11 protein-coding genes and 1 other RNA gene are annotated in these 15477 nt (G+C 70.6%); 4 read left to right on the top strand and 8 right to left on the bottom strand.

Going from position 1 to position 15477, the window contains the following annotated elements:
• Positions 1 to 167 precede the first annotated feature (167 nt).
• The 4 genes from HNP48_RS25435 to dnaX all read right to left on the bottom strand — a co-directional run bounded on the left by HNP48_RS25435 (position 168) and on the right by dnaX (position 3951).
• Positions 168 to 593, bottom strand: a complete 426-nt coding sequence (locus HNP48_RS25435) for an MAPEG family protein (protein ID WP_184862404.1) — start codon at positions 591 to 593, stop codon at positions 168 to 170.
• A 124-nt stretch (positions 594 to 717) separates the two neighbouring features.
• Positions 718 to 1317 carry a recombination mediator RecR gene (gene recR, locus HNP48_RS25430; RefSeq protein ID WP_184862402.1) on the bottom strand — a complete coding sequence of 200 codons (600 nt, stop codon included), beginning with the start codon at positions 1315 to 1317 and terminating at the stop codon, positions 718 to 720.
• Positions 1318 to 1514: 197 nt separating this feature from the next.
• Positions 1515 to 1847: a YbaB/EbfC family nucleoid-associated protein gene (locus HNP48_RS25425; RefSeq protein ID WP_184862400.1), complete on the bottom strand. Its 333-nt coding sequence runs from the start codon at positions 1845 to 1847 to the stop codon at positions 1515 to 1517.
• Between the two features lie 76 nt (positions 1848 to 1923).
• Positions 1924 to 3951 carry a DNA polymerase III subunit gamma/tau gene (gene dnaX / locus HNP48_RS25420; protein WP_184862398.1) on the bottom strand — a complete coding sequence of 676 codons (2028 nt, stop codon included), beginning with the start codon at positions 3949 to 3951 and terminating at the stop codon, positions 1924 to 1926.
• A gap of 230 nt (positions 3952 to 4181) precedes the next feature.
• On the opposite strand from dnaX, the gene HNP48_RS25415 reads away from it, so the two are divergent.
• Positions 4182 to 5747 (top strand): methyl-accepting chemotaxis protein, encoded by a 1566-nt coding sequence (locus tag HNP48_RS25415; protein ID WP_184862396.1) that lies wholly within the window; start codon positions 4182 to 4184, stop codon positions 5745 to 5747.
• A gap of 19 nt (positions 5748 to 5766) precedes the next feature.
• On the opposite strand, the gene HNP48_RS25410 is transcribed toward HNP48_RS25415, so the two are convergent.
• Positions 5767 to 6357, bottom strand: coding sequence for a TetR/AcrR family transcriptional regulator (locus tag HNP48_RS25410; RefSeq protein ID WP_184862394.1), 591 nt, complete (start codon positions 6355 to 6357; stop codon positions 5767 to 5769).
• Between the two features lie 70 nt (positions 6358 to 6427).
• Here HNP48_RS25410 and HNP48_RS25405 point away from each other — a divergent pair, with 70 nt between their 5' ends.
• The 3 genes from HNP48_RS25405 (at position 6428) to HNP48_RS25395 (ending at position 7937) form a co-directional block, all read left to right on the top strand.
• Positions 6428 to 6871 carry a DUF4345 domain-containing protein gene (locus HNP48_RS25405; protein ID WP_184862392.1) on the top strand — a complete coding sequence of 148 codons (444 nt, stop codon included), beginning with the start codon at positions 6428 to 6430 and terminating at the stop codon, positions 6869 to 6871.
• A gap of 50 nt (positions 6872 to 6921) precedes the next feature.
• Positions 6922 to 7018, top strand: an RNA gene (gene ffs / locus HNP48_RS25400) — signal recognition particle sRNA small type.
• Between the two features lie 181 nt (positions 7019 to 7199).
• The gene (locus HNP48_RS25395) at positions 7200 to 7937 is read left to right on the top strand and encodes a hypothetical protein (RefSeq protein ID WP_260420378.1); all 738 of its coding nucleotides are present in this window, start codon (positions 7200 to 7202) and stop codon (positions 7935 to 7937) included.
• 25 nt (positions 7938 to 7962) lie between these two features.
• On the opposite strand, the gene HNP48_RS25390 is transcribed toward HNP48_RS25395, so the two are convergent.
• Genes HNP48_RS25390 through HNP48_RS25380 form a run of 3 tightly spaced genes read right to left on the bottom strand, consistent with a single transcriptional unit; the run spans position 7963 to position 15410 of the window.
• Positions 7963 to 9333 carry a TIGR03862 family flavoprotein gene (locus tag HNP48_RS25390; RefSeq protein WP_184862390.1) on the bottom strand — a complete coding sequence of 457 codons (1371 nt, stop codon included), beginning with the start codon at positions 9331 to 9333 and terminating at the stop codon, positions 7963 to 7965.
• Positions 9334 to 9369: 36 nt separating this feature from the next.
• Positions 9370 to 12867, bottom strand: coding sequence for an exodeoxyribonuclease V subunit beta (locus HNP48_RS25385; protein WP_184862388.1), 3498 nt, complete (start codon positions 12865 to 12867; stop codon positions 9370 to 9372).
• Positions 12864 to 15410, bottom strand: coding sequence for a PD-(D/E)XK nuclease family protein (locus HNP48_RS25380; RefSeq protein WP_184862386.1), 2547 nt, complete (start codon positions 15408 to 15410; stop codon positions 12864 to 12866). The genes HNP48_RS25385 and HNP48_RS25380 overlap by 4 nt, the downstream gene beginning before the upstream one ends.
• Positions 15411 to 15477 lie beyond the last annotated feature (67 nt).

Genomic DNA, 15477 nt, shown 5'->3' with positions numbered 1-15477 from the left:
CCATTGTTGCACTGCAACAATCGTGCCTCAGCAAGGCCCGTCAGGCATCAGGGACTACCCCTGAGGACTACTACGTAGGTGACACCTGCCAAGGCCGAAAAGTGCCCCGAAAACGATGCCACGCACAGGCATGCGGCCAGGCCCGCCAAGGGCCCGCGCCCTGCCGATCAGCGGTGGTATCCGAGGAACAGGATGCCGATGTTCACCAGGAAGGCGCCCGACCACAGCGCGCTGCGCGCGGTAGGCATGTCCGCCACATACATCATGATGTAGAAGATGCGCAGAAACACCCACAGCAGGGCCGCCAGGTCGAGCAACGTCTGCGCGGCACCGAGCTGGTGCGCAATGATCACGGCGCCGATAAAAAAGGGCAGCGCCTCGAAACTGTTGGTCTGCGCCGCATTGGCACGTGCCTGCCAGCCCGTCTGCCGGGCCAGCCAGCCGCGCGGGTCGCGGTTGTCAAAGCCCCCTTCCTTGCGCGACTTGCCCCGCCCGCCGCTCTTGGCCAGGTAGGAACACGCCATGGGCAGCAGCACGGCCACCAGCACGCACCAGTAGGCCGCGGTGAAGCGCGCCATGTGCATGGAGTTCATTGGAATTGCACTTTCTTGGTATTGCTCGCCAATCTTGCCTGGCAAGCTATTGATTTGATAGTAGGGAAGGATTCTAAGCGGCCCTGCGCGCAAGAGCCGCGCCACCCTCTTCTTGAACAAGTTCTTAGCGCCGGTCCACCAGCGCATGGGCAATGGTGCCCAGGTCCACGTACTCGAGTTCGCTGCCCACCGGCACGCCGCGCGCCAGCCGCGTGACATGCAGGCCCCGGGCCTTGAGCGCCTCGCTGATCACATGCGCCGTCGCCTCGCCTTCGGCATTGAAGTTGGTCGCCAGGATCACCTCCTGCACCGTGCCATCGCTGGCCCGGTCCATGAGCTTGTGCAGACCGATCTCCTTGGGGCCAATGCCATCGAGCGGGCTGAGCCGCCCCATGAGCACAAAGTACAGCCCCTTGAACGCGCCCGTGCGCTCCAGCGCCGACTGGTCCGCCGGCGTCTCCACCACGCACAGCCGCGTGGCATCGCGCTCCGGGTCCAGGCAGGTGCTGCACACCGGGGCTTCGGTGAAGGTATGGCAGCGCTCGCAATGGTGTACCGACGCCACCGCCTCATGCAGCGCCCGCGACAGCACCTCGGCCCCCTCGCGGTCATGCTGCAGCAGATGGAACGCCATGCGCGAAGCCGACTTCACCCCCACCCCCGGCAGCCGCCGCAGCGCCTGGATCAGAACGTCAAGGGAATTGATAGACGATGAAGAAGCCATAGGCCTAATGTACGCAACAGCGAGTGAGCGCAGCGAAACGAGCCGCCAAAAACCCTGCCTTCACACCCCGCCCTCCAGGGCGTAGCGAGCGGGATAAGCTGCTAGGCGGACGGAGCGCAGGAACCGGAACGTACTTGAAGTACGTGAGGATTCCGAGCACCGCCCAACGACGCAGATTGCCCGCTCGGTAGCCCGCCTCAGAAAGGGAATTTCATGCCGGGGGGGAGGCCTGGCATTCCTGCCGTGAGCTTGCCCATCTTCTCCGCCGAAGTCTCTTCGGCCTTGCGCACGGCCGCATTGAACGCGGCAGCCACCAGGTCTTCGAGCATGTCCTTGTCCTCGGCCAGCAGGCTGGGGTCGATGGTGATGCGCTTGACGTCGTGCTTGCAGGTCATGAGCACCTTCACGAGGCCGGCGCCGGACTCGCCCTCCACCTCGATGAAGGCCAGTTCGTCCTGGGCCTTCTTGAGGTTGTCCTGCATGGCCTGGGCCTGCTTCATCAGGCCGGCGAGTTGTCCTTTGTTGAACATGGTGGTGGTTCCTTGGTTGGAGGTTGTCTGTTTGTTGGTTGATTGAGTGGTTGGTCGTGCGGCCTGCCGGCCCGCCTCAGGCGGGCTTGATGCTGCCCGGCACGATCTTGGCGCCGTGGTCGCGCAGCAGAGTCTGCACATAGGGGTCGTTCATCACGATCTCTTCGGCCACGCGCTGGCGTTCGGCGGCAGCGGCGGCATTGCGGCGCGCAGGGCTGTCGATCACGACACCCACCTCGACGCTGATCTGCGTGGCATGGCCAGCCGCCTCCAGGGCGCTGCGTAGGCGCTCTCGCGCCGTGGGCTGGTTCAGCGACTCGCGCTCCACGCGCAGCAGCCAGTGGGTGCCATCGCGCGCCACCAGCTGCGACTGCAGGGCCAGCTCGCGCACCAGGGCGGTGACGGCCTCGGCCGCCACCAGGGCCTGCACGGTGGTGTACCAGACATCGCCCTCCTCGGTGGGCGTGTAGCGGGCCGAAGGCGGGCGCGCCGCCGTGGGCGAAGAGGCACCTGCGGGGGTCGGTTGCAGGCGCTCACCCGGCTCGGCGGACATGGTGCGCACGGGGATGGACATCACCCCGGCCACCGCGGGCCGCACGGTCACGGCGGGTGCCTGGCTGCTGTCGGCACCGCCCGCACCCTCGCCGCCTTCCTCATCGCCGCCGCCATGCTGGCGGTCGAAGTCGTCCAGCGTACGCACCGGCAGGGCCGTGGCCTCCCGAGGTTGCTGCACAGCAACGGGTGCGGGCGCCGGGGTCGGCTCCGGGTCGGCCACGGGGGCAGGGGCAATGGCAGGCACGGCAGCCACCGCCTCCGCCACAGCAGGGGCCGCCGGCACGGGGACGACTGGCCGGGATGCCACAGCGGGGGACGCCAGGGGCGCTGCCACCGGCGCAGGGGCCGCCGCGGGGGCCTGGACCGGGGCTGGCGCGGGTGCCGGGGAGACGACCGGCTCAGCGCGCGTCAGAGTTTTTTTTTCCGCCGGGCCGTCGCCGGCCGAGGGTTTGAAGGCCAGCAGGCGCAGCAGCACCATGGTCAGGGCCGCGTATTCATCGGGCGCCAGGCCCAGTTCGCCGCGGCCGTGCAGGCACAGGCTGTACAGCAGCTGCGTCTCGTCGGCCGGCATGGCGGTCGACAGGCGTGCGGTCTCGGCGGCCTCGGGGTCATCGGCATCGATGGCGCCCGCCATTTGCGGCACGGCCTGGAACACGGCCATGCGCTGCAGCACGGCGCTCATCTCCTCCAGCGTGGAGGCAGCGGACAGGCCGTTCATGCGCAGTGCATCGGCGGTCTCCACCACCGTCTTGCCATCGCCCAGGGCCAGGGCCTCGATGAGGCGGAACACATAGGAGCGGTCCACCGCACCCAGCATCTGGCGCACACCGGCTTCCTGCAGTTGGCCGCTGCCGAAGGCGATGGCCTGGTCGGTGAGCGACAGCGCGTCGCGCATGGAGCCGCGCGCAGCGCGCGACAGCAGGCGCAGCGCCTGGGGTTCGGCCGGCACGTTCTCGGCGGCCAGCACCTGGGTCAGGTGGCTGAGCACCGTCTCGGGCGCCATGGGCCGCAGGTTGAACTGCAGGCAGCGGCTGAGCACGGTGACCGGCACCTTCTGCGGGTCGGTCGTGGCGAGCACGAACTTCAGGTACTCGGGCGGCTCCTCCAGCGTCTTGAGCATGGCGTTGAAGGCCGTGTTCGTGAGCATGTGCACCTCGTCGATCATGAAGACCTTGAAGCGCCCCTGCACCGGCTTGTAGACGGCCTGCTCGAGCAGGCTCTGCACCTCGTCCACGCCGCGGTTGGAGGCGGCGTCGAGCTCGGTGTAGTCGACGAAACGGCCGCTGTCGATGTCGGTGCAGGCCTGGCACACGCCGCAGGGCGTGGCGGTGATGCCGCCGTTCCCATCAGGCCCCTGGCAGTTGAGCGACTTGGCCAGGATGCGCGAGACGGTCGTCTTGCCCACGCCGCGCGTGCCCGTGAACAGGTAGGCGTGGTGCAGGCGCTGCTGGGTGAGCGCATTGGTGAGCGCCTGCACGACATGCTCCTGCCCCACCATTTCCGTGAAATTGCGGGGGCGGTACTTGCGGGCGAGCACGAGATAGGACATGGGCTGATTCTAAGGGGGTCTGCGCATGCCCCTGCGCAGAGCTCGCCGCGAGCGGCGCCCGCTTACACCTCGCAAAACCCCAGGCTGGCAACCCGGGAAAACACTGCGGGCTGTTCCTCTGTACATCCTGCAACACCCTGCCTAGCATGGGCCAGGGGCGCATTCACGCTCCGTGGCAGGCCGGGCCCGCAGGTGGCCTGCCAGCAACGCACGACGGAAGGTGGCTGTATATGGTGGATACCTCCCAGCGGCGGCCCATGGGGATCGCCAGGCGCATGGGCCTTCTGATTGCCTGCGCACTTGCCGGCATCGCGCTCATCACCGCCATCCTGCTCGGCTCGGAGCGCAGCCTCATCATGGAGGAGCGAAAGAGCAGCGTGCGCCAGAACGTCGAGTCGGCGCACAGCCTCATCGTGCACTTCCATGCCCAGGCCAAGGCCGGAAAAATGCCAGAGAAAGAGGCCCAGCAACTGGCCAAGGACAGCCTGCGCGCCATGCGCTACAGCGGCAACGAATACTTCTGGATCAACGACATGCACCCCGTGATGGTGATGCACCCGATCCGCCCCGAGCTCGAAGGCAAGGACCTCACGGACAACAAGGACCCCACGGGCATGCGGCTGTTCGTGGAGTTCGTGAACGTGGTCAAGGCGCGCGAGGCGGGCTTCGTGCTCTACCTGTGGCCCAAGCCGGGCAGCACCGATCCGGTGCTCAAGGCCTCGTACGTCAAAGGCTTTGCGCCCTGGGGCTGGGTGGTGGGCTCGGGCGTGTACGTGGACACGGTGACTTCGACCGTCAACGAGCGCATCGTCAAGTTCGGCCTGGGTGCCGTGGCCCTGGCCGTGCTGCTGCTGGGCGTGGGCATGCTGATCTCGCGCGGCATCCTGCGCCAGCTGGGCGGCGAGCCCGACTATGCGGCCCGCATCACCGAGCAGATGGCCCAGGGCGACCTGTCGATGGACATCGCCCTGCAACCGGGCGACCAGTCCAGCCTGCTGCATGGCATGCAGGCCATGCGCACCAGCATCGCCAACATCGTGAGCGAGGTGCGTTCGGGCACGCAGTCCATCGCCACGGCATCGACCGAGATCGCGGCGGGCAACAACGACCTCTCGGCGCGCACCGAGCAGCAGGCCAGCTCATTGCAGCAGACAGCTGCCTCCATGGAGGAGCTGACCAGCACGGTGCGCCAGAACGCTGACAACGCGCGCCACGCCAGCCAGTTGGCCAACACGGCATCCCAGGTGGCCGTGCGCGGCGGCACCGTGGTGGACCAGGTGGTGAGCACCATGGGCGAGGTGAACACCTCGTCCAAAAAGATCGTGGACATCATCGGCGTGATCGACGGCATCGCCTTCCAGACCAACATCCTGGCCCTGAATGCCGCCGTCGAGGCCGCGCGCGCAGGTGAGCAGGGCCGCGGTTTCGCCGTGGTGGCCAGCGAGGTGCGCGGCCTGGCCCAGCGCAGCGCCGAAGCGGCCAAGGAGATCAAGCAGTTGATCGACGCCTCGGTCAACAAGGTCGGGGAAAGCACCCGCCTCGTGGACGAGGCCGGCAGCACCATGACCGAGGTGGTGAAAAGCGTTCAGCAGGTCACACAGATCATCAGCGAGATCGCCTCGGCGAGCCAGGAGCAGTCCTCGGGCATCGACCAGGTGAACGTGGCCATCTCCAACATGGACCAGGTCACCCAGCAGAACGCCGCCCTGGTCGAGCAGGCCGCCTCGGCCGCCGAGTCGCTGAACGTGCAGGCCGCCAAGCTGGAGCAACTGGTCAGCGTGTTCCGGCTGGCTTAGCGCCGGCGCGGGCCAGCGCTCACCCCAGGGCGAGCAGGCGTGCGGCCAGCACCGAGGCCAGGTGCTGCGCCGGGGGCACCACCACGCCCGGTGCCGTGGCCAGGGCACCATCGATGGCCAGGCTGGCCAGCCCGTGCGCCAGGCTCCAGCCCGCCAGGGCCAGTTCGTCACCGCCCTCGGGGGCATGGGCCCGTGCGGCGCGCAGCAGCACATGGAAGGCTTCGTCCGCGGCTGCCTGCAGTTCCGGGTGCTCGGCCTTGTGCTGCAGCAGGGGGCTGAACATGAGCCGGAACACGGCCGGGCGTGCCAGCGCAAACGCCACATAGGCCGTGCAGTGCCCGACCAGGGCGGCTGCCGTGCCCTGCCCCGCCTGCGCGCCCCGCATGGCTGCGGCCAGATCGCCAAACCCCCGCGCAGACACGGCCGCCAGCAAGGCGTCCAGGTTGGCAAAGTGGTGGTAGGGGGCCGCATGCGAGACGCCTGCCGCCTTGGCCACGGCGCGCAGGCTGAGCGTGGCCCCCGCAGCCAGCAATGCCTCGGCGGCGGCCAGCAGGGCGGCGCGCAGGTCGCCATGGTGGTAGGGCGCACGGGAAGCTTGCGGAGAGGTCATGGCTGCGATCTTGACACAGTCAAGATCAGCCCGGACAATGCATCTATCTTGACGATGTAAAGATAAGCCCATGACACGACGCCTGCTCCAGGCCGCCACCGCGGCGATGGCACTCATTCCGGTGGCCACCGGCGTGCTGACCATGATGGGAATCGACGATCCGCTCTACCACGCCAGCGGCTTGCCACGGGACGCGCTGCTCGACGGCAACCTGCGCTTTTTCGGGGGCGTCTGGCTTGCGCTCGGGCTGGCCATGCTGTCGCTGGTGCCGCAGATCGAGCGCGAGGGGCGCCTGTTCGCCGTGCTCTGGGGGGCCGTGTTCCTCGGCGGTGTGGGCCGGGCCCTGTCGATGGCCTGGCTGGGCCTGCCGCCGGCACCGTTCATCGGCTTCACGGCGCTGGAACTGCTGGGGGCACCGGCCTTCATCGCCTGGCAGCGCCAGGTGGCGGCAAGGGATGGCCATGCCGGAGGTGCGGGCCCGGCCTTGCAAAAAAGCCCTCCCCGGCAGGGATAAACAAGCCCTCGAAGCCATCGGCCTTGCGCACACCGGCTACAATGGCGGCTGACGGGCCTCCCCGCATGGCGAAGTGGCCAACCGGGTCAGGTGGGGAACCAAGCAGCCCTAACTGTGGAGTCAGTGCCGGGGGTAAGGCTCGTCAACTTCTCTTCTTGCTGCCGTGCTTGCGCAGCGCGGAGCGCGCCCGGCGCGCAGCCTCCCCCCATTTCCGATTTTGCCTGTGTCGGTGCTGTCCGACACAGTTTTGCGGCGCTCGGCACTTCCCTCCAGGGCGGCACAGGCGCACACTTTGTGGCATCGCTTCTCCCCTTTTTCGGGTGCTGCCATGTCCACCGCCATGACCGTGCAAGTGTCCCCAACCCGCCACGGCGCCACTGCGTACTTCCAGGGTGCGGTTGCGGCGACAGGCCCTGCGGCATCCCTCTGGATACGGCCCGCGTGCACCCTGGGCTTGGTCCTCTTCGGAACCGGCTGGGCGGTCGCGGCCGATACCCCCTCGTTCGGCGATGAGGCCATGGCCGGACTGCAGGAGGAATCCGCACCGTGGGCCTCTGCCTATGAAGTCCGCAGTGCCGTGCTGCCCGAGTTGGGCGACTACGCCGTGCGCAACCCGGCCCTCGCAGGTGGCGGCAACGCCCCCAACACCCAGTACCTGGACTTCACGCGCTGGCTCACACCAGACGCCCCGGCACGCTTCGGCCTGTCCCTGGGGCTGAGCGCTCCCGCACCTGGCGCCCTGCCGCTGGCGCCCGAAGCCGCCTCCCCCGCCAGCCTGGACCTGGGCGTGCGCTGGAGGTCGCGGCTGGAGAGCGGGCGCCAACTCGACGTCACGGCCTGGGCACGCACGCCGCAGGGGGCACAGACCTCGGATGCCTTGGGCATGATCCGGCAGGCGCAGCAGCCCCTGTATGGCACGCGTGTGGAGGTGCAGTGGGCGACCGCCAAAACCGGCGGGCTCACGCCCGAGTTCGGTGCCGTCGGCGTGCAGCTGGAGGGCGGATCGCGCCTGGTGCTGCGCGCGCGCAAGGGCGGCCCCATGCTGTACTACCGCTCGAAATTCTGAGCCCTTGGTCTGGCGGGGCACACAGTCACGCGTTGCCGGTCCGCCCCAGCCAACGCAACACCCCCTCACCCGCCACCCGGCCACTGGCCATGCTCACGGTGAGCAGGTAGCCGCCGGTCGGGGCCTCCCAGTCGAGCATTTCGCCGGCGCAGAACACGCCCGGGGCGGCCGTGGCCATGAGCCGGGCATCCAGTGCCTCGAAGGCGACGCCCCCAGCCGTGCTGATGGCCTCGTCCAGCGGCCGCGCCGCCACCACGGTGACGGGCAGGGCCTTGATGGCATGGGCCAGGGCCACGGGGTCGGCCACGCCGTCCTTGCCCAGGTGCTCATAGAGCATGCCGGCCTTGATGCCATCGAGCCCCAGGCGGCTTTTGAGGTGGCTGGACAGCGAGCGCGAGCCGCGCGGGTGGCGCACCTCCACCAGCACGCGCTCGGGTGTGTGGTCGGGCAGAAGGTCGAGATGGAAGGTGGCATGGCCATGGGCCTCGACCTCGTCGCGCAGCAGGTGCGAGGCGGCGTACACCAGGCTGCCCTCCACCCCCGTGGCGGTGGCCACGAACTCGCCGCGGCGCTGGAAGTTGCGGCCCTGGCTGTCGGTGAACGCCAGGGCCACGGTCTTGAACGGCTGACCGGCAAAGCGCTCGGTGAAGTGCGCCGTCCAGCCCACGGTCGGCGCTGGCGTGCGGCCGATCAGCTCGCGCAGGAAGTCGCGCCGCGTCTCGCCCGCCGGCGCATCGGCACGCAGCACGTCGAAACCACTGTTGGCCGGGCGCAGCGGCGCCACGGCCACACCGCGTGCGGCCAGCAGGGGCACCCAGGCGCCGTCCGACCCCAGGCGTGCCCAGCTGCCGCCGCCCAGCGCCAGCACCGTGGCGCGCGCGTTCACGGCCAGCTCACCCGCTGGCGTGGCAAAGCGCAACGCCCCGCCCTGCCCGGCGTCGGCCCAGCCCAGCCAGCGGTGGCGCATGTGGAACTGCACGCCCTGGCCGCGCAGGCGCTGCAGCCAGGCGCGCAGCAACGGGGCGGCCTTCATGTCGGTCGGGAACACGCGGCCCGAGGTCCCCACGAAGGTCTCCACGCCCAGGCCTTGGGCCCACTCGCGGATGGCGGGCCCGCCGAAGGCCGCGAGCAGCGGTTCGACCTGCTTCTCGCGGCCGGCAAAGCGCGTGGCGAAGGCCTCGTGCGGCTCGGAGTGCGTGAGGTTGAGTCCCCCCTTGCCGGCCAGAAGGAATTTGCGCCCCACCGAGGGCATGGCATCGAACACGTGCACCGCCACGCCCGCCTGCGCCAGCACCTCGGCCGCCATCAGGCCGGCCGGGCCACCGCCCACGATGGCGACATCGCAGTCCAGGCCCGGGTCGACCGCGTCCGGGGTGGGGGAAGTGCTTGCATTCATGGTCGGGGCTTTCGGAAGTCGGGGCAACGGCAAGGGTCAGAACAGCGACCCCTGGGGGGAATCGTCCGCGGCCGGAAACGCGCGGCGGGGCTTGCCCGCCGCTGGCGCTGGAGGCGCGGCGGGGGCGAGAGTATGCCCCATGGCGTCCGCCCCGCCGCCGGCACCGGGATCCGCAGGCACGACAACCATGCGCCCGTCGCCGGTCAGAAAGGCCGCATGCACAGGCTCGCCAGGCATCAGCGCGCGCACCGCCTCGCGGTAGCGCTGCAGCTGCGCCATCAGGCCGGGCTGGCGCTCGGGCCGGGCAGCGCTCTTGTAATCCAGCACCCACCAGCCCGGCGCGGGGCCCGTGCCGCCTGCCACGGCCGGCCGATGCACCAGCCGGTCGAGCCGCAGGCTCTGGCCCCGGTGGTTCAGGGGTGCCTCGTTCATGGCGCTGTCCATCTCGGCCGGGTCCCAGGCCCAGGCACCCTCGCCGGCCAGGATGCGCTGGGCCAGCTGCGCCGCGCGCGTGGCGGCCGCGGCGCTGATCTCGTGGTCCAGCGCCAGGCGGGCCAGGCGCGCGGGTGGCCAGCCATGGTGGCGCAGCTCGGCCAGCGCCATGCCCGCCACACCGGCCTGCTCCAGCAGCTGGTGCATGGCCTCGCCCAGGCGGGACTCCGGGGTGGATTCGCTCGCCTGCCGCTCGGCCTGGCCATCGGCACGGCCCACCGCCGCGAACCCCTCGACCAGGCCCGCGCCCAACCCACCCTTGCGCCCCCGGCCCAGCTCGGGGGGCAGCACGGGCAGGCCGGCCACGGCAAAGGCCTGCGCCTCGCCGGCCTCACCCGCCAGGGCCTCGGTGCCCGCATCTCCGGGCACCGGCACCTCGTGCACCAGGCTGGCCAGGCGGTTCCACCAGCTGCCAGGGGCGGAGCTGGTGGGCTGCACGGACGACAGGGCCAGGCAGTGCTTGGCCCGCGTCATGGCCACGTAGAGCATGTTGAGCTCTTCGCGCTGGCGCGCCTGCTGCTCCACGGCCAGGGCATCGACGGCGCTGGGCGGCGGATTCGATTCACTGGCCAGAAAGACAAAGCCCGCGGGCACCGCCTGCTCGCCCGGCCAGTCCACCAGCACGCCCATGGTCTCGGCCTTCTGGGGCCGGGTGTCGGTGTCGAGCAGCAGCACGCACTCGGCCTCCAGCCCCTTGGCGCCGTGCACCGTGAGCAGGCGGATGGCCTGTGCGTCCACGCGGCCAGGCGCGCGCACCCCGCCCTTCTTCATGGCGCGCACAAAGGCATAGGGCGTGAGGTAGCGCCCGCCGTCGTGCTGCAGCGCCGACGCGAGCAGGGCGCGCAGGTTGGCCTGCACGGCCGCGCGCTGGGTGGCCGGCGCCGCCGCAGCAAAGCGGGCCAGCACATCGCCATGGGCATAGATGGCATGCAGGGCATCGTGCGGCGGCAGCGTGTCCACCCAGGCCTTGTACTGCGCGAGCACGGGGCCGGCAGGGCCGGCTGGCGTTGCGCCCACCAGTTCGGGTCGCTGCAGCAGTTCAAACCAGCTCGCCCCGGCATGCTCGGGCTGGCGGCGCAGCAGGGCCAGGGCCACCAGCGCATCGTCGCCCAGGCCGAACAGCGGCGAACGCAGGGCGCGCGCCAGCGACAGGTCGTGCCCGGTGGAGACCAGCGCATCGAGCAGGGCCACCATGTCCTGCACCTCGGGGGCGTCGAACAGGTCGGCCTTCTCGGGCTGCACGCAGGGCAGGTGCAAGGCGCGCAGCGCATCCTGCATGGAGGCCAGGCGGTCGCGCTTGCGCGCCAGCACCAGCACCTCCTTCGGGGCAAGGCCCTGCGCGATCTGCTGCGCGACCCAGTGCGCGGCCTGCTCGCATTCGCGCATGCGCTGCGTTTCCTCGGCCTCGTGGCGCGGCTCGGTCAGGCTGTCGCGCCAGGCCACCAGGCCGCGGCGGCCTGCCCCCCCTTCTTCGTCCAGCGGACCGATGGCGGGCAGGCGCAGCAGCTCGCCGGGGTCACGCGATTCCGTGGTGTGGTCGCGAAAGCCGCTGGTCTCGCCCTGCGCCTGGGCATTGCCCAGGGCATCGTTCACGGCCGCGATCACGCCCGTGGCATTGCGGCGCGTGTGGTCGCAGCTGAGCAGATCGCCTGCCAAGCCGTTGCGCACAAAGGCCTGCGCCGCGATGAAGACCTGCGGCTCGGCCCGGCGAAAGCGGTAGATGCTCTGCTTGGGGTCGCCCACGATGAACACGCTGGGTGCCGTGGCACCGCCACCCGAGCCCACGTAGCCCGACAGCCAGGCGTGCAGGGCCTGCCATTGCAGGGGGTTGGTGTCCTGGAACTCGTCGACCAGCAGGTGGCGCACGCGCGCGTCCAGCCGCTCCTGCACCCAGCCGCTGAGCACCGGGTCGGCCAGCATGACCAGGGCCGTGCGCTCCACGTCGTTCATGTCCACCCAGCCACGCTGGTGCTTCACGGCCGCGAACTCGGCGATCAGGCAGCGCGCCAGGCGCGCCATGCGCTGCTGGTGCTGCCAGGCATCGTGCTGGCGGCGCGCCAGCAGCAGGCGCTGCAGCTCGGGCTCTGCCTCCTGGGCGGCGGCGAACTTCTCCAGGTTCTTCGACAGCCGGTCTTCCTTGGCGACGAACAGGGCCTTGCGCAGCAAGTCCAGGCGCAGGTCCAGGTCCTCGCAGGCAAAGGCGTCGACGATGGCATCGGCCGCCTTCTGGGGCGTCTTGGCGGACTCGGCGCCCAGGGCCTGGGCGCGGTCGAGCCAGCGGCGGCGCACCGGCTCGCCCTGCAGTGCGTCGGCCGGGCGGTCCATGCCCGCCAGCTCGGGGCAATGGTGCTGGAACGAGGGCACCGAGGCATCGACCACCCCGGCCGCGTCGGCCAGGTCGAACTCCACGCGCTTGGCCAGCGCCGCCGCCAGCGCCTTGTGCGTCTGCGAGCGGCCGTGGCGGAACACCGCGGCCTCGTAGTCGGCGCGCAGGCCGGCGTGGCCGTCCACCGCCTGCAGAAACGGCGGCCAGACTTCGCGCACGGCCTCGGCATCGTCCTCCAGCAGGTCGAAGTTGGCGGGCAGGCCCTGGGCCTGCAGCAGCGCCAGCGGTGCCGTGCCGAGCAGTGCGGCAAACCAGCTGTGGAAGGTGCGGATCTGCACCGGACGGCCGCTCTCCAGCATCCGGCGGTACAGGCCGCGCAGGGCCTCGCGCTGCTCCAGTGCGCGCTCGGGGGCCATGCCGCGGGCCACCAGCTCGCCCGTGAGCTGGTCCAGCGGCGCATCGGCAAACTGCCCCAGCCATTCCTGCAGGCGCTGGCGCATTTCGCCCGCCGCCTTTTTGGTGAAGGTGATGGCCAGGATCTCGTGCGGCGCGGCGCCATCGAGCAGGGCGCGCAGCATGCGCGAAACCAGCATCCAGGTCTTGCCCGCGCCCGCGCAGGCCTCGACCGCCACACTGCGCTGCGGGTCGCAGGCAATAGCGTAGAAGCCCTCGCGCGAGATGGGCTGTCCATTGTGTTCGTAAGCGGCCTTGTTCATGCCCAGAAGTCCTTGCGGCACAGGCCGCGTGCCGCGCAGTAGTCGCAGACCATGCCCTCGCCCAGCGCAGGCATCGGGTCGCCGGCCGCGATGCGTTCGAAGTCGTGCTGTATGCCTTCGACCAGCAGGTCGCGCAGCGCCACCACGTCTTCCTGCTCGTGCATCTGCGTCTCGCCACGCTCGCCCACGTTCACATAGGCGGCGCGCAGCGTGTCGTGGCTCAGCAGCGCGGCGTAGAAGGCCAGCTGCGTGTCTTCGCTGCCTGCACCGATGCGCTGGCGCGTGACGGCATCGCTCTCGGTCTTGTAGTCGATCACCAGGGTCTGCACTTCGCCGATGCCCGAGACCGCATCGAGGCGGTCGATGGTGCCGATCAGCTCCAGCGCCCCCAGCGGCTGTGTGGTCCGGAGTTCGGCCTGTCGAAAGGCGGCGCCCGCCTGCTCGTGCTGCGCCAGCCAGCGCAGGTAACCATCGCGCACCTGCGGCCAGCCCGCGGCGAACGGCAGGAAATCGCCGCCTTGCAGGCCCTGGCGCACGGTCACGGCCTGGGCCGACTCGTCGAGGCGGCGCGCGCGCGCGGGCCCCGCACCGAGCGGCGACGCCAGCAGGCCCTCATGGAAATGCTGCAGCACCTCGTGCAGCCAGTTGCCGAAATCGCGCTTGTCGACCTCGCCGCCCAGTTCCTCGGCCTCCTGCAGGCCCAGCTGGCGCAGCGCGAAGAAGCGGTAGGGGCAGTGGCGCAGGTCGGAGTACGCGGTGGACGACAGCTGGTGCAGCGGCAAGGCTTGGCCGCTGGGCTGCGGCCGGGCCGTGGGCGCACTGGCCACACTGCGCGCAAGGCGCAGGTCTTCGCCCGCATGCGCCGTACCATCGAGATGCAGCGCCAGCACCAAGGCGCTGGCCAGCAGCGGCTCGCCGCCCTCATCGCCCGTGCGCCACAGCACATCCACCACGGGGGTCTGCAGCGCACTGCGCCAGGCCAGGCGCTGCGCGGCCTCCAGCGATTCGCGCGTGGGCAGGCCAAAGGCCTCGCGCTGGGCCTGCGTCCATTCTCCGGGCGGCTCGGGCGCGGGCTGCAGGCGCTTTTCGTCGCAGCCTGGCAGCACCAGCGCGGCAAAGGTCCGCGCCAGCAGCTGCGGCAGTGGCAGGATCACGACCGGCGCGCCGGGCGGCGGCGGGGGCACGAAACGCGCGGCCTCCAGCACCTCGTCGACCCAGCGCGTGAACTCGGCCAGCGCCATGCGCCGGCCCGCGCCCTCCCAGGCCTCGAGCCCGGCCTGCAGGCCCTCGGGCAGGCGAAGCAAGGCCAGCACGCACTCGCCCGCTTCGTCGGCCTCGAGCTCGGCCCATTGGCCCGTGGCCTCCAGCAGCCCGCGCAGGGCCGCCAGCCACTGCGCCAGCGGGCGCGCTGCACGCAGGCCGGCGCGCCAGGCCTCGGTCTGCGCCACGGCCTCGGCCAGCGCCGGGTGTGCGCTCCAGTCGCGCCCGGCCGCGGCATCCCAGCGCGCGAGCGCGCCCTTGCGCAGCGCCTTCTCCAGCCGGTTGAGCATGTCCGCCGGCCAGGCCGGCACCTGCTTGAGCCAGGCGAGCACGGCGTCGGCGTCAGCGTCCCAGGCGCAGGCCTTGAGGCCGGCCATGACCTGGGCGGCCGCGCGCGTAGTCGACAGGGTCCAGCCGCTTTCGTCGCGCACATCCACGCCGCTGCTGCCCAGGTGGGCCCGCACGCGGCGGGTCAGGGCCCGGTCGGTCGCTGCCAGCACCACGGGTGTGCGGCCTGCCGCCAGGTGGGCCAGCACGCAGGCGGCGGCGCGCTGCGCCTCGTCCTCGGCGTCGCTGGCCGCATGCAGGGCGATCTGGCCCTGTGCACCACCGTCCTCGCCGGGCGCATAGAGCGGCAGCACCAGGGCGCGCTCGCCCCATTGGGTCTGCAGCGCAGCGGCCAGGGGTTCGGCCTGGAAGCCTTCGAGCACCACCAAGGCATCGGTGGCGGCGCACACGCCCGGCTCGAACAGCACATCGGTGGCATAGCGCGAGGCCAGCGCCCATTCGAGCGCAATGCGCGCCACCACGGCCTCGAAGCGCAGGGCACTGCCCTCGTCCGCCACCGGCAGCAGGCTGCGCGCCTGCAGGCCCCAGGCATCGCGCTGCGCGGGGGGCACGGCCGCCACGGCCAGCGCCAGCTGGGCCGCCGCTTCCTGCAGCGGTGTGGCCAGCACCTCGCGCTGCGCCGACAGGCCCGCCTGGTCGAGCAGGGTGCGCGCGGTGAGCGTATCGCGCGCCACATCGCCCGCCAGGTCCCGGCCTTCGGGCACAAAGACCGCCAGCTGGTGGGCCCAGTTGCGCGTGGTCTCGAAGCGCGGAACGAAGCTGTCCGGCTGCTGGCGCGCCCACAGCTGCTGGCCCCAGGGCATGAGCTGCGCATAGGGCACCAGCACCACGGTGCGCGCCGGATGCGCGCCGCAGGCTGCCAGGTGCCGCGCCACCGCACCCAGCACCCGGGCCCAGCAGGGCGCTGCCTGATCGGTTTTAGCTATGACAGTCATAGCATCGGAGGGCCCGGCCACACCGGTGAACGTGGGATTGGTTTCTGTCACAATGACCCAACTTTAT

The organism is Acidovorax soli (genome assembly GCF_014207955.1).
Classification (GTDB): Bacteria; Pseudomonadota; Gammaproteobacteria; order Burkholderiales; family Burkholderiaceae_C; genus Acidovorax; species Acidovorax soli_A.
Note: the sequence above shows the minus strand (reverse complement) of the source record. Positions and strands in the feature narration are given on the sequence as shown.

Excerpts from the sequence above, each read along its gene's own strand:
- HNP48_RS25435 (WP_184862404.1), bottom strand. The coding sequence starts at position 593 with ATGAACTCCATGCACATGGCGCGCTTCACCGCGGCCTACTGGTGCGTG.
- recR (WP_184862402.1), bottom strand. The coding sequence starts at position 1,317 with ATGGCTTCTTCATCGTCTATCAATTCCCTTGACGTTCTGATCCAGGCG.
- HNP48_RS25425 (WP_184862400.1), bottom strand. The coding sequence starts at position 1,847 with ATGTTCAACAAAGGACAACTCGCCGGCCTGATGAAGCAGGCCCAGGCC.
- dnaX (WP_184862398.1), bottom strand. The coding sequence starts at position 3,951 with ATGTCCTATCTCGTGCTCGCCCGCAAGTACCGCCCCCGCAATTTCACG.
- HNP48_RS25415 (WP_184862396.1), top strand. The coding sequence starts at position 4,182 with ATGGTGGATACCTCCCAGCGGCGGCCCATGGGGATCGCCAGGCGCATG.
- HNP48_RS25410 (WP_184862394.1), bottom strand. The coding sequence starts at position 6,357 with ATGACCTCTCCGCAAGCTTCCCGTGCGCCCTACCACCATGGCGACCTG.
- HNP48_RS25405 (WP_184862392.1), top strand. The coding sequence starts at position 6,428 with ATGACACGACGCCTGCTCCAGGCCGCCACCGCGGCGATGGCACTCATT.
- HNP48_RS25395 (WP_260420378.1), top strand. The coding sequence starts at position 7,200 with ATGTCCACCGCCATGACCGTGCAAGTGTCCCCAACCCGCCACGGCGCC.
- HNP48_RS25390 (WP_184862390.1), bottom strand. The coding sequence starts at position 9,333 with ATGAATGCAAGCACTTCCCCCACCCCGGACGCGGTCGACCCGGGCCTG.
- HNP48_RS25385 (WP_184862388.1), bottom strand. The coding sequence starts at position 12,867 with ATGAACAAGGCCGCTTACGAACACAATGGACAGCCCATCTCGCGCGAG.
- HNP48_RS25380 (WP_184862386.1), bottom strand. The coding sequence starts at position 15,410 with ATGACTGTCATAGCTAAAACCGATCAGGCAGCGCCCTGCTGGGCCCGG.